Here is a 19485-nt window from a genome sequence, read left to right as displayed (position 1 = left end):
CCCTTGCTATGCGCCAGGCGTTAACAAGGGGCCCTTCCTTACACCTCGATCAGGTGGTGGGGTAGCTGCTGTAGTCGGGGAAGTTGCCGTAGAGCCGGCTGTCGCCGCCGACCGTCACCGCCTGCACCAGCAGGTCACCGCCGACGAACGCGCCCTTCCAGGAGGCGCCCCGCCCGCCGAACGGCTCGTCGCGGTCGCCCCGCGAGCGCGGCTTGTTGATGCCCACCTTGAACGCCTGGAGGTCCACCGCGAGCTTGCCGGCCTCGTCGGTGTCGTCGCAGGCCAACGACGCGACCAGCGCGCCGTTGGAGGCGTTCATCGCGGCCAGCAACTCGTCGGTGGTGTCCACCACGACGATCGTGTCGACGGGCCCGAACGGCTCGGCGTGCATCAGCCGGGACCGGCCGGGTGGGGCGAGCAGCACCGACGGCGCCACGTACGCCGAGGTGTCCTGCCCGGGCAGGAACGGCGCGCCGGTCAGCTTGCCCCGGTGCAGCGGCACCGCACCGCCGCGGACCGCCTCGTCGACCTTGCGGTGCAACTCCTCGGCCTTGGCGGCGCTGATCAGCGGCCCGAAGTCCAGCTCGGGTAGCGGGTCACCGGCGGTCCAGGTCTCGTCCACCGCGAGCGGGTGCCCGAAGCGAACCGAGCGGACCACCGGCAGGTACATGTCGAGGAACTCGTCGACGAGGTCACGCTGTACGACGAACCGGGGGTACGCGGTGCAGCGCTGCTTGCCGTACTCGAAGCCTTTCTTGAGGTGCGCGGCGAGCAGGTCCCACTGGGAGAAGTTCCAGATCCCCCAGGCGTTGAGGCCTTCCTGCTCGATGAAGTGCCGCTTGTCGCTGTCGAGCAGCGCGGCGGCCACCTTGCCCCCGTTGGAGCGTCCGCCGACGAACGCCACCGCGCCGATCTCCGGTGCCCGGACCAGCACTTCGGACAGTTCCTCGCCGCCGCCGGAGACGAGGGTGGCGGGCAGGCCGGCCCGGCGCATCAGCGCGTGTGCGACGGTCAGACAGACCGCGCCGCCCTGGGACGGGGTCTTGGCGATGACCGCGTTGCCGGCCAGCAGTTGGACCAGTTCGGCGTGCACGAGGACGCTCATCGGGTAGTTCCATGAGGCGATGTTGCTGACCGGGCCGGCTAGCGGCTCGCGGCCGTCGGCGAGCATCCGGTCGATTTCGTCCGCGTACCAGCGCACGCCGTCCAGCGCCCGGTCCACATCAGCGCAGGCCAGCCGCCACGGCTTGCCGATCTCCCAGACCAGCAGCAGCGCGAGCAGGTCGCGGTGGGCGGTGAGCGCGTCCAGCGCGTCGACGACCCGCGCCTTGCGGTCGGCGAGCGGGGTCTGGGCCCAGGCCCGGTGCGCGGCGGCGGCGTGCGCGACGACGGCGCGGGCGGTGTCGGCGTCGAGCCGGGGAAGGTTGATCACCACTGCGTTGTCCACCGGGGTGCGGACCGGCGCGGGGCGTCCGCCCGCCCGCCAGTCGCCTTCGACCAGGTTGTGCAGCGTGGTGACGCCGTCGACCTCGGCGCCGAACGCCTCGGGGGTGGCGGCCACCGCGCGGGCGAGGACGTCGGACCATGCGGTGCCCTCGGCGAGTCGTAGTGCCATCGCGTTCTCCTCAGGGTTGACCGGGGAGCGGCGGCGTCGATGGCACCGCTGGTGATCGGTACTGTCCCGCGCCGGGTAGCGGGTCAGCAACAGTACGTTTGTCTGGCTGGACGCCCACGAGCCCTCTCGCTGGGCGCCGCGTGCGCCCCGGATCACCTTGAACTGCGCGTACGCCGACCATCGATCGGTTGACTTCGATAATGTGAGCTTCCTTCGGGCGCCGTCGACCGGGTTACCCGTCGGTACGGATGGGCGCCCGCAACGGATCAATCGTCCAGAGTGGTGTTCACCTCGGCAGTGGTGCGGACGTGCCGGCCGGCGGAGGAAACGGGTCGCGGCCGGCCACCGGACAGGGTCCGGCGGCCGGCCGCGGCGTCGTGCGGGGTCAGCTGGTGAAGGTGATCCGGTCGCGACGGCGCCGCATCATCAGCAGGGCGCCACCGCCGATCAGGGCGACGCCACCCAGCGCGATGCTGGTCGTGGCCACACCGGTCAGGGGCAGGCCGCCCTCGGTGTCGCTGCCACCGTTGCCGCCCGTGCTCGCCGAGGGCGAGCCCGAGCCCGTGGAGGTGGTCGAGTCCGACGGGGAAACCGACTTCGACGGCGAGACTGACGTAGTCGGCGAGACCGACGTCGACGGCGTGGGGCTCGGGGACTGTGTCGCGATGGTGCCGGCACAGGTGTGGCTCAGGTTGAACTTGTCGACCGCGTTGGTGACCTCGGCGCTGCCGCCGGTCAGCTTCCACCCGGCCGGGGTGAAGAGGTAGGCGTGCATCTGCTTGCCGCCGGCCGAGTAGAAGTAGTCCGGGTAGGCGTCGGTGCTGTCCGGCACCTGCACGGTGACCGCGGTGGACCCGTTGCTGAAGGTCAGGGTGAGCGACTCGAAGCTGCTGGACGGCTTGCCCTGAGGAAGGACGAAGTGCCAGCCGTCGTAGCCGGCGGGCAGGCTGTCGAACCGGTCGTCGTTGCAGTCCTTGCCAGGGAAGGTCGCCGCGGTGGAGTCCACGTGAGCCGGGTTGAGCGGAACCGACGTGGCGACCGCCCACGCCGGGGTGGCGAGAGCGAGACCGGCCGTGGCGGCGGCCGTGCAGATGGCCGCGCGCGCCAGGCGCCGACGCTGTGGCATGAGGATTCCTCCGGGATTGATCGAGGGGACGGCACATGATCCCATGCGTGGGATCCGTCGGCGACACCGGTCGATCGGCCTGAGCTGGGACGACATGCCGGACAGGAACAGGATTTCGGGCCAACTTCGACAGTGTTCCTGCGCGTGTCGCTGTAACGCGTACGGGCGCTGGGGCGCTGGGGCGCTGCGGCGCGCGGCGGGCTTCCCAACCGGCGGGTCCCCGGCCACCCCGACCGGTTCCCGCCACCGGTCGCCGACCAGCCCTGGCCACGCCGGCTGCTGGCTGCCGGCGTCGCCCTGCTCACCGGGCTCGCCCTGGCGGTCGCCGCGCCGCCGTCCGGGCCCGCGTCCGCTGCGCCGGCCTTCAACTACGCGGAGGCGTTGCAGAAGTCGCTGCTCTTCTACGAGGCGCAGCAGTCCGGCCGGCTGCCGGACTGGAACCGGGTCTCCTGGCGGGGCGACAGCGCGCTCACCGACGGCGCCGACGCCGGGCTGGACCTCACCGGCGGCTGGTACGACGCCGGCGACCACGTGAAGTTCGGCTTTCCGATGGCGTTCAGCGCCACGATGCTCGCCTGGGGCGCGGTCGAGTACCGCGGCGGCTACACCGCCTCCGGGCAGTTGCCGCACCTGCTGAACAACCTGCGCCACGTCAACGACTACTTCATCAAGGCACACCCCGCGCCGAACGTCCTCTACGGACAGGTCGGCAAGGGCGACGACGACCACAAGTGGTGGGGACCGGCCGAGGTGCTGCCGATGGCGCGGCCCGCGTACCGGATCGATGCGAGCTGTGGCGGCGCGGACCTGGCGGGGGAGACGGCGGCCGCGATGGCCGCCTCCTCGATGGTGTTCCGGCCCACCGACGCGGCCTACGCCGACCGGCTGCTCGGGCACGCCCGGCAGCTGTACACCTTCGCGGACACGGTGCGGAAGTCCTACCACGAGTGCATCACCGACGCGACCAGCTTCTACCGCTCCTGGAGCGGCTGGCAGGACGAACTGGTCTGGGGCGCGATCTGGCTGCACCGGGCCACCGGCGAGGCCAGCTACCTGGCCAAGGCGGAGAGCGAGTACGACAAGCTCGGCACCGAGAACCAGTCCACCACCCGCTCCTACAAGTGGACAATCGCCTGGGACAACAAGCAGTTCGGCGCGTACGTGCTGCTGGCCAATCTGACCGGCAAGCAGAAGTACGTCGACGACGCCAACCGCTGGCTGGACTACTGGACCGTCGGGGTGGACGGGCAGCGGGTGCCCTACTCGCCGGGCGGGATGGCAGTGCTCGACTCCTGGGGCGCCCTGCGGTACGCCGCCAACACCTCGTTCGCCGCGCTGGTCTACAGCGACACGACCACCGACGCGACCCGCAAGGCGCGCTACCACGACTTCGCCGTCCGGCAGATCAACTACGCGCTCGGCGACAACCCGCGCAACTCCAGCTACGTCATCGGCTTCGGCGCCAACGCGCCGCGCAACCCGCACCACCGCACCGCGCACGGCTCCTGGTGGGACAGCCAGACAGTGCCCGTCGAGACCCGGCACACCCTCTACGGAGCGCTGGTCGGCGGGCCGTCGGCGGCCAACGACGCGTACACCGACAGCCGGTCGGACTACGTGATGAACGAGGTGGCCACCGACTACAACGCCGGCTTCACGTCCGCGCTGGTCCGGCTGGTCTCCGAGTACGGCGGCACCCCGCTCGCCGGCTTCCCGGTCGCCGAGACGCCGGACCTCGACGAGCTGAGCGTGGAGACCACGGTGATGCAGGCCGAGCCGCGGGCCACCGGTCTCAAGGTGATGGTCTACAACAAGTCGGCGTTCCCGGCCCGCGCGCTGACCGACGGCCGGTTCCGGTACTACTTCCGCCCGGACGGCGCCGGGCCGGTGCAGGTCACCCCGGGGTACACCCAGGGCTGCCCGTCCCCGACGACCGCGCGGCAGCTCAGCGGCGACATCTGGTACGTCGAGGTGGACTGCACCGGGCACACCATCGCCCCGGCCGGGCAGTCACAGCACCGGATGGAGGTCCAGTTCAAGATCGGGGTGCCGGAGGGCGGCACCTGGGACCCGACCAACGACCCGTCGTACCAGGCCACCGCCGGGCCGAACCGGAAGGTGCCGCTCTACTCCGGCGACACCCGGGTCTGGGGCGACGAGCCGGGGCCAACCGTGCCGGACACCACCGCGCCCAGCCCGCCCGGCACGCCGGTCGCCTCGGCGGTCACCGCCACCGGACTCACCCTGAACTGGGCGGCGTCCACCGACAACGTCGGCGTCACGGGGTACCGCGTCCACCGCGAGGCCGGCGCCACCGATCCGCTCGTCGGCTCGCCGACCGGCACCACGCTGGCCGTGTCCGGGCTGACCGCCTCGACGGCGCACCAGTTCTACGTGGTGGCCGTGGACGCGGCCGGCAACACCTCCGCGGCGTCCGCGCCGGTCGCGGTGACCACCGCGCCCCCGCCGGTCGCCGGCGCCTGCTCGGTGGGGTACGTCACAAGCGACTGGAGCACCGGCTTCACCGCCACCGTGACGATCACGAACACCGGTACCACCGCGATCAACGGCTGGACGCTGCGGTTCAGCTTCCCCGGCGGGCAGACCGTCAACCAGGGCTGGTCGGCGGCGGTCAGCCAGACCGGCGCGGCGGTGACCGCGACCAACCTCACCTACAACGGCACAGTGGCCCCGGGGGCGTCGGTGAGCTTCGGCTTCAACGGCGCGCACACCGGCAGCAACCCCCGACCGACGGCCTTCACCGTCAACGGGAATGCGTGCACCCTCGCCTGACGGGAACCGCGGCCAGGGATAACCCGGCGGGATTTGGGGCAAGCCAGCGTTGTGCGGGAATTGCTGACCGTCGGGCACGGGACGGCCGACCGGGTGCGGCTGGGAGAGCTGCTGACCGGGGCCGGGGTGGAGCTGGTCGTGGACGTGCGGCGGTACCCGGCCAGCCGCACCAACCCGGACGTCCGGCGGGAGGAGCTCGAGCGGTGGCTGCCCGAGTGCGGCATCGACTACCGCTGGGAGCCGCGCCTCGGCGGACGCCGGCACGTCCCGGCCGGGGAGCCGGAGCCGGACACCTGGTGGACGGTCGCGGCGTTCCGGGCGTACGCCGCGTACACCCGCACGTCGGAGTTCGACGTGGCTCTGGACGAGGTGCTGGCCGACGTGGCCGTGCGGACCACCGCGGTGATGTGCAGCGAGAGCCTCTGGTGGCGCTGCCACCGCCGGCTCATCGCCGACGTCGCGGTGCTCGGTCGGGCAACGCCCGTCGCGCACCTGATGCCGGACGGGCGGCTCAGCCCGCACCGGGCAGCCGAGGGCGCCCGCCGGCTTCCCGAAGGGCACCTGTGCTGGGACGGTTGAGGGGCTCGGCCGTCGCACCCAATGGCGTACCGGGGCCTCCGGCGGCTGGCTAGGCTCGACCCGTGGGGGCCCCGAAGCGCGGTGACACTGTGCTGTTCGTCCTCTACGACGGGGTGCGGCTGCTCGACGTCACCGGCCCGCTGGAGGTCCTCGCCGTCGCCAACGAGCACGGTGGGGCGTACCGGTCGGTGCTCGCCTCGCCCGACGGCCGGGACGTGGTCAGCAGCGCCGGCGCCCGGCTCGGCGCCGACGTGGCGCTGCCCGACGTCACCGGGCCGGTGGGCACCCTCGTCGTGCCGGGCGCGCCCGACTGGCAGGCGGCGGCCGCGGACCGGGCGCTGCTGGACCAGATCTGCCGGCTCGCCGCCGGGGCCCGACGGACCGCGTCGGTCTGCGCCGGGGCGTTCGCCCTCGCCGCGGCCGGCCTGCTCGACGGGCGGCGGGTCACCACCCACTGGGACCTGGCCGACCAGCTCGCCGCGCACTTCCCGGCGGTCACCGTCGACCCGGATCCGATCTTCATCACCGACGGCCGGATCATCACCTCGGCCGGGATCACCGCCGGCATCGACCTCACGCTGGCGCTGGTCGAGGCGGACCTCGGCCCGGAGATCGCCCGCGCGGTCGCCCGGCACCTGGTGGTCTTCATGCAGCGCCCGGGTGGGCAGTCCCAGTTCAGCGTCCGAACCAGCGTGGAGAGCACCCGCAACGCTGTGCTTCGCCGGGTACTGGACGCGGTGGTCGACGACCCGGCCAGGTCGTACGACCTGGCCGGCATGGCAGCGCTCGGCGGCGTCAGCCCCCGGCACCTGGCCCGGCTGTTCCGGGCCGAGCTGGGCACCACCCCGGGCGGGTACCTGGACCGGATCCGGGTGGAGGCGGCGCGCGACCTGCTGGAGCGCGGCGACGACACCCTGGATGTGGTGGCCCGGCGGGTCGGGTTCGGCTCGCCGGAGACGATGCGGCGGGTCTTCCTGCGGCACGTCGGCGTCAGCCCCGGCGCCTACCGGTCCCGCTTCCGCACCACCGGCATCTCCGGCCACCACTGAGCCGGCGGTGGGTCTCCGGCCGGCGTCCCGACCGGAGACCCACCGGGATCACCGGCCGGAGGCGAACTCCCGTTCGGGGACGACCGCCGGCGCGGGATCAGACTGCCGCAGGGCGACCAGCGCGGCGACGGCGAGCAGGGCCACCGAGAGCCAGAGGCCGACCGCGATCCCGCCGGAGTCCGACAGCACGCCGGAGACCAGCGGACCGACCGCCTGGCCGAGCGAGAACGCCACCGTCAACAGGGCGATGCCGGCGGTCCACCCGCCGACCGGCAGGGCCCGGCGGGCCAGCACCGTGGCCGCCGTCGGACCGGCCATGAACGCGCTGCCGAACACCACCGCCGAGAGCAGTGCGGCGGGCAGCCCGGCGGGCAGCAGCAGCACCGGCAGCACGCCGAGCAGCACCACCAGGGAGACCAGCGCCGGTGCCCGCCCACCGGGCAGCCGGCTGACCAGCCGCCCCCACACGGTGAGCGTGGCCAGCGCGGAGGCGAGGCCGAGAATCACGAAGAACGCGGCGACCCCCGGCGTGCGCAGCCCCTCGTCGCGCAGCAGCGCGATCACGAAGGTCAGGTAGCTCACGTAGCCGGCGCCGAAGATCACGTACCAGACGAAGGTCGGGGCGAGCCGGGCCAGGTCCGCCCGGGACAGGCCGGCGCGGGTGACCCCGGTCACCGGCGCGATCCGGCGAACGGCGAGCAGGGCCGGTACGACCGCGAGCACGGCGGCCCCGCCGAGCAGCAGCCAGCCGGCCCGCCAGCCGGCGTCCCCGGCGACCGCGAGCGCCGCCGGCACCAGCAGACCGGAGAGCACCACCCCGATGCCGACGCCGGCCATGTACAGGGCCACCAGCGTCGCGGCCCGCCGCTGCCCACCCCCGGCGGACACCCGGGCGGCGAGGGCCGAGCCGAGCACGAAGGTGACAGCCGTGGTGACCCCGCCCACGAAACGCAGCAGACCCAGCACCGGGTAGTCCGCGGTGGCGGCGGTGAGCAGCAGGATGAGCGCGCTCACCGCGAGGGTTCCCAGGAACGCGGCCCGCTCGCCGAGCCGGCGGGCCCAGAACACGGCCGTGCCGGCGCCGAGCACGTAGCCGGCGGCGTTCGCGGTGTTCAGGCCGCCGGCCTGGGCGTACGTCCAGTGCAGGTCGCCGCGCATGGCGGGCAGCAGCAGGGCGTACGCGAAGCGGGTGAAGCCGAGCGCCACGACCGGTCCAGCGGCCAGGCCGAGCGCGATCAGCGGTTCCCGCCAGGACGGGAATCGGGACATGGTTCCTCCTTGGTCGGCGGGCTCGTCGGCCCGCTGATCAGGTGGAACCCGGCACTGCCGGTGGTCGGTGGCCGGCCGGATGGACAGGTGACCCTCGGATCGGGACATCGCCGGCGGACGCGGTGGTGCTGCGGCTCACTCCACCAGGTCGTCGGCGAGCAGGTCCATCAGCAGGCCGTCGTGCCAGCGACCGTCCTCGCCGCGCTCGTAGCGGCGCAGCACCCCCACCGGCCGGAAACCAACCTTGGCGTACGCGCGGATGGCGGCGCTGTTCGCCGCCGCCGGGTCGATGGTGAACCGGTGGTGGCCGTGCTCCTCGATGAGGTGGCGGGCCAGCGTGCGGATGGCGTCCACGCCGAGCCCGGCGCCGCGTACCGCCGGGTCGAGGAAGATGTCCAGGCTGGCGTGCCGGTAGTCCGGGTCCGGCTCGGCGTACCACTGGATCGCGCCGATCACCCGGCCGTCGTGCTCGATGGCGTACAGGATCAGCTCGTCGTCGGCCAGGTCGGCGCTGACGGACTCGACCAGGTCGTCGCCGCCCCGCCACCACCGCCGCACCTCGGGATCGGCGCGGATCGCCGCGAGGGCCGGCACGTCGGCGACCGTCGCCGGTCGCAGGGTCACCGCCCGCCCTCGCAGCATCGGCTCAGCCCCGGATCTCGCCGTGCTCGACGCAGAGAGCCGACCAGCCGACCGGCAGCACCTGCACCTTCATCCGGCGACGACAGCGGGCGCAGTACCGGGGCGGCTCCAACTGGCGGGCCGACGCGCAGCCCGGGTGGGCGTCGCCGGCCGCCACCGGGTCACCGCACCGGTCGCACCACAGCTCCGTCGTCGTCATGGCCGTCACAGCGTGGCGGAGAGGGCCTTGACCGGCATCTTCAGCTCGTCCAGCAGGTCCAGGTCGGCGGTCGCCGGCCGGCCCAGCGTGGTCAGGTAGTTGCCGACGATCACCGCGTTGATGCCGCCGAGCAGACCGTCGCGGGTGCCGAGGTCACCGAGGGTGATCTCCCGGCCGCCCGCGTACCGCAGGATGGTGCGCGGCATGGCCAGCCGGAACGCGGCGATGGCCCGCAGCGCGTCCTTGCCCTCCACCACCGGGCGGTCACCCAGCGGAGTGCCGGGCCGCGGGTTGAGGAAGTTCAGCGGCACCTCGTGCGGGTTCAGCTCGGCGAGCTGCGCGGCGAACTCCGCCCGCTGCTCGACGGTCTCGCCGAGGCCGAGGATGCCGCCGCAGCAGACCTCCATGCCGGAGTCGCGGACCATCCGCAGCGTCTCCCAGCGCTCCTCCCAGGAGTGCGTGGTGACCACGTTGGGGAAGTATGACCGGCAGGTCTCCAGGTTGTGGTTGTAGCGGTGCACGCCCATGTCGACCAGGTCGTCGACCTGCTCCTGGGAGAGCATGCCCAGCGACGCGGCGACCTGGATGTCGACCTCGGCCTTGATGGCGGCGACGCCCTCGCGCATCTGCTTCATCAACCGGGCGTCCGGGCCGCGGACGGCGGCCACTATGCAGAACTCGGTCGCCCCGGTCTTCGCGGTCTGCTTCGCCGCCTCGACCAGCGACGGGATGTCCAGCCAGACCGAGCGCACCGGGGAGGTGAACAGGCCGGACTGGGAGCAGAAGTGGCAGTCCTCCGGGCAGCCGCCCGTCTTCAGCGAGACGATCCCCTCGACCTCGACCTCCGGGCCGCACCACCGCATCCGCACGTCGTGCGCGAGCTGGAGGGCGGCGGGCAGGTGCTCGTCGGGCAGGTTCAGCACGGCGAGGACGCCGGCCTCGTCAAGACCGACGCCGTCACCCAGGACCTGGGTGCGGGCCTGGTCGAGGATCTCTGGCATGGCTCGTACCCTACAAGGCCCCCCGGTCAGCCGGAACGGCCCGCCGGCCGGGCGAGCGGGCGGCCGGCGTGGCAGGGCTCCGGCGGTACCCGGCAGTCGTCGCATCGGACCGGCCGCGAAGCTCACGTTCGGTTCAGGTCGACCTCGCGTACCGAGTGGATCCGTCGGGCCGGTGGTGGCGGGTGGTAATTTCGCCCGGCGGGTGTCGGCGTGACCGGCGCGGACGGCGGCGAAGGGGTGACGGTGGCGGACTGGCTGGCGGCGCTCGACCGCCGTGCGCAGTTGCGGGCGAAGGCCGGGCTGACCCGGCGGCTGCACCCGCGTCCCGCCGCCGACGGCATGACCGACCTGGCCGGCAACGACTACCTCGGCCTGGCCACCCACCCGGAGGTCATCGGCGCCGCCGCGGCGGCGCTGTCGGCGTACGGGCTGGGGGCCACCGGGTCGCGTCTCGTACGCGGCTCCACCGACGCGCACCAGGCCCTCGAGGATGAGCTGGCGCAGTGGCTGGGCACCGACCGGTCCCTGGTCTTCTCCTCCGGCTACCTGGCCAACCTGGGTGCGTTGCGTGCCCTCGTCCAGCCCCGCACGCTGCTCGTCTCCGACGCGCACAACCACGCGTCCCTGATCGACGGCTGCCGGATCTCCGGCGCGGAGACCGTGGTCACCGCCCACGCCGACGTGACGGCGGTGGCCGCCGCGCTCGCGGTGGCCCCGGGCCGCCCGGCGGTGGTGGTCACCGAGTCGGTCTTCTCGGTTGACGGCGATCTCGCCCCGCTGGCCCAGCTGCACGCGGTGGCCCGCCGCTACGGCGCGCTGCTGCTTGTCGACGACGCGCACGCGCTCGGCGTGACCGGCCCGGCCGGCGCCGGGGCGGTCGCCGCCGCCGGGCTCGCTGGCGAACCGGACGTGGTGGTCACCGCGACCCTGTCCAAGGCACTCGGTGGGGCGGGCGGGGTGGTCGCCGGCCCTGCCGAGTTCGTCCGGCACCTGGTCGAGACCGGCCGCACGTTCATCTTCGACACCGCGCTGCCGCCGGCGGTCGCCGCCGGGGTGCACGCCGCGCTGCGGTTGGCCCGGGCCGGTGACGACCTGCGTACCGAACTGGCCGAGCGGGTGGCTCTCGCGGTCGACCGGCTGCGCACGGCCGGGTTGACCGTCTCCGCGCCGGACGCGGCCGTGATCTCGGTGACCGCCCCCGGGCCGGAAGCGGCGACGACCTGGGCCGCCGACTGCCGGGACCGGGGTGTCGCGGTGGGCTGCTTCCGGCCCCCGTCCACCCCGGACAACCGTTCCCGGCTGCGCCTCACCGTCAGCGCCGGGGTGTCGCGGCAGGCCTTCGAGCGGGCCCTGGACGTCATCGTCGAGTGCGCACCGTGAGCGCGAGGAGTGAGCCGGTGTTGCGAGCCCCGCAGTCGCGAGCAGAGGTGGCACCGTGAGCGCGAGGAGTGAGCCGGTGTTGCGAGCCCCGCAGTCGCGAGCAGAGGTGGCGCCGTGAGCGCGTGGCAGGGGGTGGTGCTGGTCACCGGTACCGATACCGGGGTCGGCAAGACAGTGGTGACCGCGGCGATCACCGCCGCCGCGCAGGCCGCCGGCCTGCGGGTGGCCATGGTCAAACCGGGTCAGACCGGTACGGCCGGCGGTGAACCCGGGGACGTGGACGCGGTCAACCGGCTGGCGGCCCCGCTCACCGGTCGTACCCTGGCCAGCTACCCGGACCCGCTCGCACCGTTGGCCGCCGCCCGGGTCGCCGAGCTGCCGCCGCTGGAGCTGTACACCGCCGTGGACGCCGTCCGTGACGAGATCGACAAGCACGATCTGGTGCTGGTCGAGGGGGCTGGCGGGCTGCTGGTCCCGATGGGGCTGCGCCCGTCCGGCGAGCCGTGGACGATGGCCGACCTGGCGGTGTCGCTCGGGGCGCCCGCCGTGGTGGTCGCCCGTGCCGGGCTGGGCACCCTCAATCACACCGCGCTGACCCTGGAGGCGCTGGACCGCCGGGCGGTGCCCGCCGGCGTGGTGATCGGCGCCTGGCCGAACACGCCGGAACTGGTGCACTGGACCAACCTCACCGACCTGGTGCCGAACCTGCTCGGCGCGGTGCCCGCCGGTGCCGGCGCGATGGACCCGGGCGTGTTCCGGCGCTCCGCGCCGGGCTGGCTCACGCCGTCGCTGCACGGTGTGCTCGACGACTGGCGGGCCTGGGCCGAGGAGAGTGGCTGAACACCTCACTTTCGTCAGTGTCCGCCCAGGTCGGGCGTGGGTAGCGTGGCCACCGTGAGGATCGCGCGGTGGCTGGCGGACGGGGCGTCGGGGGTGGTGCGGCGGCAGGGTCTGGCGGACGTGCTGCTCTGGGCGGTGCTCGCCGCCCCGATCGGGTACGCGAGGCTGACCCCGCCGCATTCGCGGCACAACCTGGCGTTGCTGCTGGGTGGGCCGGCGGTGCTGGCCGTGGCGGTGGCACTGGCCCGGCGTCGGCCGCTGGTCGGCCTGCTGCTGGTGGTGCTCGGGTCACTTGTCGACGGCAACTTCGTGTTCGGCCTCCCGGTGTTCAGTTACCTGACCGGGCGGCGCAGCGCCCGGGCGGCCCCGGCGGCCGTGCTGTTCGGCGTGATCGCGGTCGGTGGCACAACGCTCAACCTGGGGTTGCTCGGCACCGGGGCGGGCTCCTGGTTCCTGCTCGCGTCGGTGCTGCTGTTCGCCGGGGTGTTTCCGTGGCTGGTCGGCCGGTACCGCCGGCAGCAGCAGGAGCTGGCCGACGCGGGCGACCGGCACGCCGAGGCGCTGGCGCGCGAGCAGCGCGGCGCCGCCGAGCGGATCCGGTTGCGTGAGCGCGCCCGGATCGCCGAGGAGATGCACGACTCGCTCGGTCACGACCTCAGCCTGATCGCGCTGCGCGCCGCCGCCCTGGAGCTCGCCGACGACCTGGATCCCGGGCATCGTGCGGCGGTGGGGGAGCTGCGGACCAGCGTCGCCGCCGCGACGGAACGGCTGCACGGCATCATCGGGGTGCTCCGGGAGGAGGGCGGCCGGGCGGGGCTCCGGCCGGCCGGGGAGACGGTCGCCGACCTGGTGGACGGGGCTCGGGAGGCCGGGATGGCGGTGCGGCTGGACGCGCCGCCCGGTGCCGTGGAGCTGCCCGGGATGACCGGGCCGGCCGCGCACGGGGTGGTCCGGGAGGCGCTCACCAACGCGGCACGGTACGCCCCGGGCGCCCCGGTCACCGTCACCCTCGCCCCCGCCGGGGACGGGATCGAGGTGCGGGTGCGGAACGCGCAGCCGCCGGCCGATCCGCTGCCCAGCCCGCCGTCGTCGGGCAGCGGCCTGCTCGCCCTCGCCGAGCGCGTTCGGCTGGCCGGTGGCGTCCTGGACACCGGTCCACTTCCGGACGGTGGTTTCGCGGTACGGGCCCGACTGCCGCTGTCCGTTCACCCGACGGGCGTCGTTCCCGCCGAGCCGTGGTCGGCAGTGGTTGCCGAACCCGGTGTGGTGTCCAGCGGGGTCGACGGGGTGGAGCGGCCTGTCGACGCGGAGCGTCGGCTGCGCGAGGCCCGCCTCCGGGTACGCCGCAGTCTGTTGACCGCGCTCGCCGCCCCGGCCGGGCTGGCGCTGGCGCTGTCGCTGGTCTACTACTCGTTCGCCACGGCCGGCACGGTGCTGGACGAGTCGGCGTTCGACCGGATGCGGCCCGGCACCGCGCGCTCAGATCTGGCCGATCTGCCCCGCCGGGCGCTCACCCCGCCAACGGGTGCGCGGGAAGTCGGCTGCGAGTTCTACACCGACGGCAACTTCCCCCTCGCCGAGCCGACCTGGCGGCTCTGTTTCACAGATGGCCGGCTGGTCAGCAAGGAGCGGATCGCAGGATGACCAACGAGACCTTCATGGCTACGCCGGTTCGGGTGGTCCTCGCCGACGACGAGGCGATGATCCGGGCCGGCGTCCGCGCCATCCTCGCCGCCGACCCGGGCATCGAGGTGGTCGCCGAGGCCGGCGACGGGCGGACGGCCGTGGAGTTGGTGCGCGCCCACCGGCCCCGGGTGGCGCTGCTGGACATCCGGATGCCGCGCCTGGACGGGCTGGCCGCCGCCGCCGAGATCCGCCGGGTGGCGCCGGACACGGCCACGCTCATGCTGACCACCTTCGGTGAGGACGACCACGTCGCCCGGGCGCTCGGGCACGGTGCCAGTGGCTTCCTGCTCAAGGCAGGCGACCCCCGCGAGCTGATCGCCGGGGTGCACGCGGTCGCCGAGGGCGGGGCGTACCTGTCGCCTCGGGTGGCTCGCCGGGTGATCGAGCTGGGCGCCGGGCAGTTGGCTCGCCGGCCCGCCGCGCGGGACCGGACGGCCGGGCTGACCGAGCGGGAACGGGAGGTGCTGGCCCTGGTCGGGGCGGGGCTGTCCAACGCGGAGATCGCCCGCCGGTTGCACCTGGTGGAAGGCACCGTGAAGAGCTACCTGACCAGCATCTTCACCCGGCTGGACGTCCGTAACCGGGTGCAGGCCGCGATCATCGCGTACGAGGCGGGGCTGGTCGACGGCTGAGCGGGGGCCCGGGAGCCCCCGCTCAGCGGCTCAGGCGTCGCGGCGGCGCAGCGCGGCCCGGCCCAGCAGCAGCGCCGCGCCGGCCCATCCGGCGAGCAGCAGCAGCCCGATCGCGGCCGGGTACGGCTCGGTGTCGCCGGCCATGAAGTGCGCGCCGGCCACACCGGGGAAGACGTCGGCGATCCGGTTCAGCGCGGCGATGTCCGGTTCCTGGAGCGACAGCGGCACGATCATCAGGGTGGCGAAGAGCACGGTGAGGGTGAGCACCGCGCTGCGTAGTGCCGCGCCGAGACCCAGCGCGAGGACGCCGACCAGCGCCAGGTACGTCGCCACCGCCACGATGTCGCCGATCGTGCCGGCGGCCGGTGCGCTGCCCCACTCGCCGAGCAGCGGCCGGCCGGCCAGTGCGCCGACGCAGCCGAGCAGCAGCCCGAGGACGAAGGTGACCGCGCCGGTGACCACTGCCTTGGCCAGCAGCACCCGACCCCGGGACGGGGTGCACTGCAGCGTGGTCCGGATGGTGCCGCTGGTGAACTCGGCGGTGATCGCCAACAGGCCCAGCGCCAGCACCGCGTACTGGGTCAGCTCGACCGAGTCGATCAGCACGGTGCCGACGGTGACGATGCCCCGGTCGTCGAGCGGGTCGTCGTTGGTGTTGTCGTTGGCCGCGTAGATGGCGAGCTGTGCGGCGCTCGCGGCCATCAGCACCAGCCCGGCCAGCGCTGTCCACCAGGTGGTCCGCACCGAGAACAGCTTCGTCCACTCGGCGGCCACCGCGCCGCGGAAGTCGGCCGGGGCGGGGCGGGTGCCCGCGATGGTGCTCGTACTCATCGTGCCTCGCTTACGGTCGGGCCGCCGGCGTACTCGACGCTGTCGGCGGTCAGTTCCATGAACGCCTGCTCCAGCGACGCACCGTGCGGGCTCAGCTCGTGCAACCGCACCCCCAGCTCGTACGCCAGGTCACCGATCCGGTCCACTGTGGTCCCGCTGACGGTCACCTCGTCGGGCCCGGCCGGCTCGACGGTGGCGCCGGTGGCGGTGAGGCGGGCGGCGAGGGTGGCCAGCCCGTCCGGGTGCGGACTGCGGACCCGGACGGCGACGGCGCTGCCGGCGATCACGTCGTCGATCGGCGCGTCGGCGAGCAGCCGCCCTCGGCCGATCACCACGAGTTGGTCGGCGGTGAGCTGCATCTCGCTCATCAGGTGGCTGGAGACGAAGACGGTCCGACCCTGGTCGGCCAGCGAGCGCATCAGCTGCCGCACCCAGCGCACCCCGTCCGGGTCGAGGCCGTTGACCGGCTCGTCGAACATCAGCACCGGCGGGTCGCCGAGCAGCGCGCCGGCGATGCCGAGCCGCTGGCCCATGCCGAGGGAGAGGGTCCGGCCCGGCTTGGCGGCGGCGCGCCCGTCCAGCCCGACGGTGTCGAGCACCTCGTCCACCCGGCGAGCCGGGATGCCGTTGCTCCTGGCCATGGCCAGCAGGTGCGCCCGACCGGCCCGGGCGGGGTGGACGGCCCGGGCGTCGAGCAGCGCGCCCACCTCGTGCAGCGGCCGCCGCAGTTCCCGGTACGCCCGGCCGCCGATCAACGCCTGCCCGGCGGTGGGGCGGTCCAGGCCGAGGATCATCCGCATGGTGGTGGACTTGCCCGCGCCGTTCGGGCCGAGGAAGCCGGTGACCCGGCCGGGTGCGACGTCGACGGTCAGCGCGTCGACAGCGGTGGCCGCCCCGAACCGTTTCGTCAACCCACGTAATGTGATCATGCGCTGACGCTAGGCGTGCGGACAGGTGCCCCACTGCGCCCGAACGGCACCACCCGACCCTGACTTTCGTCAGGCCGAGCGCGGGTTTCTCACCGTACGTAGTCTTCCAGCAGCGCCGGTGTGAGCCCGGCCCGGTGGATGGCCTTCAGCGCCGCGAGCAGGTCGTCCATGAGCGCCGGCCGGAAGTGCATGAGCAGTACGTCGCCAGGACGTACCACCTTCTCGGGGGTCTGGTAACGAACCTTCCCCTCGTGGACCGTCTCGGTCCAGTGGATGACCGCCTTCGCGCCGCAGTCGTGTGCGGCCTGCAACGTGGTGGAGTCATGTTCACCGAACGGTGGGCGGAACAGCGTCGGCCGCTTGCCGAACAGCGCCTCCAGCCTGTCCGCCGCACCGCAGATCTCCTGCTTCTGGTAGCTGTACGACCGGCCGGCCAGTGAGGTGTGGTTGATTGTGTGGTTCTCGACGACCGCGCCCGCCACCTCGATCTGCCGGAAGTAGACGTCGTGCTCTTGGGCCGCCGGTGAATTTAGGAACATCGTGACCGGGATGCGGGCCCGCCAGACGAATTCGGCCACCGCGGGCGGGCGGGCCAGACCACCGTCGTCGATGCTGATGAAGGCGACCTTCTGGTCGGTCGGCAGGCGGTGCCAGAACGCGGCCGTACCGGTCGCGGGCAACAGCACCGGTTGCGGTGGTGGCGCCTCGGGAAAGGTCGGCACCTGGGACACGTACCACTCCAAGCTCCCGGGCGCGGGCTTCGCCGTCGGGGACGGCGAAGCCGACGGTGTCGGGGGCGGGGTGGACGAAATCGGCCGGCTCGCGGCGATCTGCCGCGCGTGGAACGTCTGTCCGGGACTGGCTGTGCAGGCACTCAGCGCCAGCAGCGCCAGAAGTGGTACCACGAAACGGATCTGCCGAGCGGGGGTGGCTGACACGCCCGGAAACCTACCGAGTCGCGTCAGGGGCCGGTAGGCCCGGGCGACGGACGATGAACGCGTCGGGCATCCGGAAGGTCAGATTGTCGGGGCACCACGGCGCGCGGACCACTGTCGTTCCGTCCAGCAGCGGAGCGGCCTCGGCCACCACCACGGCCGCCTCCATCCGGGCCAGCACGTCGCCGACGCAGCGGTGTGCGCCCGCTCCGAACGCCAGGTGCCGGCGCGATCCCCGCTGGCCCGGGCGGAACTCGTCAGGCGATTCGACGACCGCCGGGTCCCGGCCCGCGCGGGCCAGCCAGAGTACGAGGCTGGTCCCCGCCGGCACCGCGGTCCCGCCCAGCGTGCCGTCCGCCGCCGCCACCCGGCGCCAGGTGACGATCGGCGGCTCCAGCCGCAGCCCCTCCTCGACCACGTCGGCCACCGCGACCTCGCCGGCGCGGAGCCCGGCCCGCACCGCGGGTTCGCCGGCCAGCCGGTGCAGCAGCAGGGTGAGGAACTGCGATGTGGTCTCCTGCCCGGCGACGAGCAGGAAGAAGAGCGCACCGACCACGACGTCCGGCGCGTGCCCGGCCGCGCGAAGCTCGGCGGCCAACCCGCCGCCGGTGGCCGCGAAGTCGCGCAGCACACCGTGGAACCGGCCCACCTCGGTGGCGAGCGCCGACTGCCGGTCGGCGTCCAGCGGCGCCCAGAACAACTCCAGTGCGGCCCGTGCGAACTCCTTGACCGCGCCGACCGGCGCGTCCGGCAGCTCGACCAGTCGGGCCAGCACCAGCAGGGGCAGGTCGGCGGCGAGTTCCGCGTAGAGGTCGACCGGTGCACCGGCGTCGAGCGTGGCGGTCAGCCGGGCGACCCGGTCCCGGACCAGCGCGGTGAGCCAGGGGCGCTGCGCCGCCACCCGAGCGGGGTGCAGCGCGTCGGCGACGATCGACCGGATGGCCGGATGACTGGCACCGGAGTTGTTGGCCAGGGTGGGCGGCAGCCGGAAGCGATGTCCGGCGAGCACCCGCAGCGCCGTCACCGGCATCGGGGTCACCGCGTCCAGCGCGTTGTCCGGCCGGTAGGTGACCGGGTCGGCGAGGACCTCGCGGACCAGCGCGTGGCGGGTGACCACCAGATGGCGTACGCCGACGTGGTCGGCCACCGTGGCCACGTCCGGCCAGGGCGCCCCGACCGCGGACCCCCAGCTCCGGAACAGCACGCCGACACGCTAGCCGGCGGCTCCCGGCAGGCCGGCCCGCAGCCGCCAGACGGTGGTGCGCTTCACCCGGACGCTCTCCAGGGCCTCCGGCACCGGCACGTCGTAGTGGGCCAGCTCGTCGAAGCGGTCCCGGGGCAGGAACGCCCGGCCGGGGTCCCCGACCAGCACCAGGGCACCGGCGCGGGTGGCGCGCAGCAGGAACCGCAGCATCCGGCGGGCCATCGCCTCGCTGTAGAAGGCGTCCCCGGCGAGCACCACCTCGGCGTCACCGGCGTCGACGTCGAGGATGTCGCCGAACTCGGCGTCGACGCGTACCCCGTTGGCCTCGGCGTTGAGCGCGACCGCCGCGACCGCCAGTTCGTCGACCTCGACGGCCCGCACCGACGCCGCGCCGGCGCGGGCGGCGGCGATGGCCACCAGTCCGGAGCCGGAGGCGAGGTCGAGCACCCGGCGGCCGGCGACCAGCTCCGGATGGTCGGTCACATAGCGGGCGAGGGCCTGGCCGCCGGCCCAGGCGAAGGCCCAGAACGGTGGGGGCCGGTCGCTGCTGAACTCACCCTCGGTCAGCTCCCAGAGCCCGATCGGCTCGTCCGCCTGGTGCAGCCGCACCTCCGGGACGAAGGCGACCGGGGCGAGCCGGGCGTGCAGCCGGACGAACGTGCTGGAGAGTTCGGACACCCCGGGATTGTCCCAGCGACCCGGTTTCCGGCGTGTCGCGGGGGAGCGGTGACCGGTTCACCACGGTCGGTGAAAATCGGCCCTGTGCTTGCCGCCC

Annotated in this window: 17 protein-coding genes and 1 pseudogene; 7 read left to right on the top strand and 11 right to left on the bottom strand. The window is 73.6% G+C overall.

Translation table 11 applies throughout. The features are described from left to right. Positions 1–49 precede the first annotated feature (49 nt). Together GA0070607_RS04540 and GA0070607_RS04535 are read right to left on the bottom strand one after the other, a co-directional pair. Entirely contained in the window at positions 50–1615 is a 1566-nt protein-coding gene (locus GA0070607_RS04540) for an aldehyde dehydrogenase family protein (protein WP_089017033.1), read from the bottom strand. Positions 1616–2000: 385 nt separating this feature from the next. Further along, positions 2001–2741 (bottom strand): LPXTG cell wall anchor domain-containing protein, encoded by a 741-nt coding sequence (locus tag GA0070607_RS04535; RefSeq protein ID WP_089017032.1) that lies wholly within the window; start codon positions 2739–2741, stop codon positions 2001–2003. 276 nt (positions 2742–3017) lie between these two features. Between GA0070607_RS04535 and GA0070607_RS04530 the strand changes: the two genes are divergently transcribed. The 3 genes from GA0070607_RS04530 (at position 3018) to GA0070607_RS04520 (ending at position 7162) form a co-directional block, all read left to right on the top strand. After that, on the top strand, positions 3018–5534 hold the full coding sequence (locus GA0070607_RS04530) for a glycoside hydrolase family 9 protein (protein WP_408630891.1): 2517 nt from the start codon (positions 3018–3020) through the stop codon (positions 5532–5534). Between the two features lie 51 nt (positions 5535–5585). Then, entirely contained in the window at positions 5586–6113 is a 528-nt protein-coding gene (locus tag GA0070607_RS04525) for a DUF488 domain-containing protein (protein WP_089017031.1), read from the top strand. A gap of 62 nt (positions 6114–6175) precedes the next feature. Next, a complete protein-coding gene (locus tag GA0070607_RS04520; protein ID WP_231930840.1) occupies positions 6176–7162 on the top strand; it encodes a GlxA family transcriptional regulator in 987 nt (328 codons plus the stop codon). A gap of 48 nt (positions 7163–7210) precedes the next feature. On the opposite strand, the gene GA0070607_RS04515 is transcribed toward GA0070607_RS04520, so the two are convergent. The 4 genes and pseudogenes from GA0070607_RS04515 to bioB all read right to left on the bottom strand — a co-directional run bounded on the left by GA0070607_RS04515 (position 7211) and on the right by bioB (position 10273). After that, positions 7211–8431 carry a YbfB/YjiJ family MFS transporter gene (locus GA0070607_RS04515; RefSeq protein ID WP_089017029.1) on the bottom strand — a complete coding sequence of 407 codons (1221 nt, stop codon included), beginning with the start codon at positions 8429–8431 and terminating at the stop codon, positions 7211–7213. A gap of 135 nt (positions 8432–8566) precedes the next feature. After that, positions 8567–9073, bottom strand: coding sequence for a GNAT family N-acetyltransferase (locus GA0070607_RS04510; protein ID WP_089017028.1), 507 nt, complete (start codon positions 9071–9073; stop codon positions 8567–8569). A 4-nt stretch (positions 9074–9077) separates the two neighbouring features. Continuing rightward, positions 9078–9332, bottom strand: a pseudogene (bsaP, locus tag GA0070607_RS04505) (biotin synthase auxiliary protein BsaP); the annotation flags it as partial. After that, a complete protein-coding gene (bioB, locus tag GA0070607_RS04500) occupies positions 9278–10273 on the bottom strand; it encodes a biotin synthase BioB (protein WP_074318140.1) in 996 nt (331 codons plus the stop codon). The pseudogene bsaP and the gene bioB, both read right to left, overlap by 55 nt. Before the next feature lie 243 nt (positions 10274–10516). On the opposite strand from bioB, the gene GA0070607_RS04495 reads away from it, so the two are divergent. From GA0070607_RS04495 to GA0070607_RS04480, 4 genes are all read left to right on the top strand, one after another. Beyond that, positions 10517–11653 carry an 8-amino-7-oxononanoate synthase gene (locus GA0070607_RS04495; protein WP_089021656.1) on the top strand — a complete coding sequence of 379 codons (1137 nt, stop codon included), beginning with the start codon at positions 10517–10519 and terminating at the stop codon, positions 11651–11653. A gap of 135 nt (positions 11654–11788) precedes the next feature. Continuing rightward, positions 11789–12493: a dethiobiotin synthase gene (bioD, locus tag GA0070607_RS04490; RefSeq protein ID WP_089021655.1), complete on the top strand. Its 705-nt coding sequence runs from the start codon at positions 11789–11791 to the stop codon at positions 12491–12493. 54 nt (positions 12494–12547) lie between these two features. Next, on the top strand, positions 12548–14137 hold the full coding sequence (locus GA0070607_RS04485) for a sensor histidine kinase (protein ID WP_089021654.1): 1590 nt from the start codon (positions 12548–12550) through the stop codon (positions 14135–14137). Further along, positions 14134–14811 (top strand): response regulator, encoded by a 678-nt coding sequence (locus GA0070607_RS04480; RefSeq protein WP_089017027.1) that lies wholly within the window; start codon positions 14134–14136, stop codon positions 14809–14811. The genes GA0070607_RS04485 and GA0070607_RS04480 overlap by 4 nt, the downstream gene beginning before the upstream one ends. Positions 14812–14841: 30 nt before the next feature. Here GA0070607_RS04480 and GA0070607_RS04475 read toward each other — a convergent pair whose 3' ends face one another. From GA0070607_RS04475 to GA0070607_RS04455, 5 genes are all read right to left on the bottom strand, one after another. Beyond that, entirely contained in the window at positions 14842–15642 is an 801-nt protein-coding gene (locus GA0070607_RS04475) for an ABC transporter permease subunit (RefSeq protein ID WP_089017026.1), read from the bottom strand. Then, complete coding sequence (locus GA0070607_RS04470; RefSeq protein WP_089017025.1) at positions 15639–16571, bottom strand: ATP-binding cassette domain-containing protein; 933 nt, start codon at positions 16569–16571, stop codon at positions 15639–15641. Before GA0070607_RS04470 ends, GA0070607_RS04475 begins: the two co-directional genes overlap by 4 nt. An 89-nt stretch (positions 16572–16660) precedes the next feature. Further along, positions 16661–17302, bottom strand: coding sequence for a polysaccharide deacetylase family protein (locus tag GA0070607_RS04465; protein ID WP_231930837.1), 642 nt, complete (start codon positions 17300–17302; stop codon positions 16661–16663). A gap of 217 nt (positions 17303–17519) precedes the next feature. Further along, positions 17520–18710, bottom strand: a complete 1191-nt coding sequence (locus GA0070607_RS04460; RefSeq protein ID WP_089017023.1) for a cytochrome P450 — start codon at positions 18708–18710, stop codon at positions 17520–17522. A 9-nt stretch (positions 18711–18719) separates the two neighbouring features. Then, complete coding sequence (locus tag GA0070607_RS04455) at positions 18720–19388, bottom strand: class I SAM-dependent methyltransferase (protein ID WP_089017022.1); 669 nt, start codon at positions 19386–19388, stop codon at positions 18720–18722. Positions 19389–19485 lie beyond the last annotated feature (97 nt).

Origin of the sequence: Micromonospora coriariae, from assembly GCF_900091455.1 — a bacterium.
GTDB classification, from domain to species: domain Bacteria; phylum Actinomycetota; class Actinomycetes; order Mycobacteriales; family Micromonosporaceae; genus Micromonospora; species Micromonospora coriariae.
This window is presented reverse-complemented; position numbering and strand designations above follow the sequence as displayed.

Bases quoted from the DNA above. Each gene is read 5' to 3' on its own strand.
- GA0070607_RS04540 (WP_089017033.1), bottom strand. From the start codon at position 1,615: ATGGCACTACGACTCGCCGAGGGCACCGCATGGTCCGACGTCCTCGCC.
- GA0070607_RS04535 (WP_089017032.1), bottom strand. From the start codon at position 2,741: ATGCCACAGCGTCGGCGCCTGGCGCGCGCGGCCATCTGCACGGCCGCC.
- GA0070607_RS04515 (WP_089017029.1), bottom strand. From the start codon at position 8,431: ATGTCCCGATTCCCGTCCTGGCGGGAACCGCTGATCGCGCTCGGCCTG.
- GA0070607_RS04510 (WP_089017028.1), bottom strand. From the start codon at position 9,073: ATGCTGCGAGGGCGGGCGGTGACCCTGCGACCGGCGACGGTCGCCGAC.
- bioB (WP_074318140.1), bottom strand. From the start codon at position 10,273: ATGCCAGAGATCCTCGACCAGGCCCGCACCCAGGTCCTGGGTGACGGC.
- GA0070607_RS04480 (WP_089017027.1), top strand. From the start codon at position 14,134: ATGACCAACGAGACCTTCATGGCTACGCCGGTTCGGGTGGTCCTCGCC.
- GA0070607_RS04475 (WP_089017026.1), bottom strand. From the start codon at position 15,642: ATGAGTACGAGCACCATCGCGGGCACCCGCCCCGCCCCGGCCGACTTC.
- GA0070607_RS04470 (WP_089017025.1), bottom strand. From the start codon at position 16,571: ATGATCACATTACGTGGGTTGACGAAACGGTTCGGGGCGGCCACCGCT.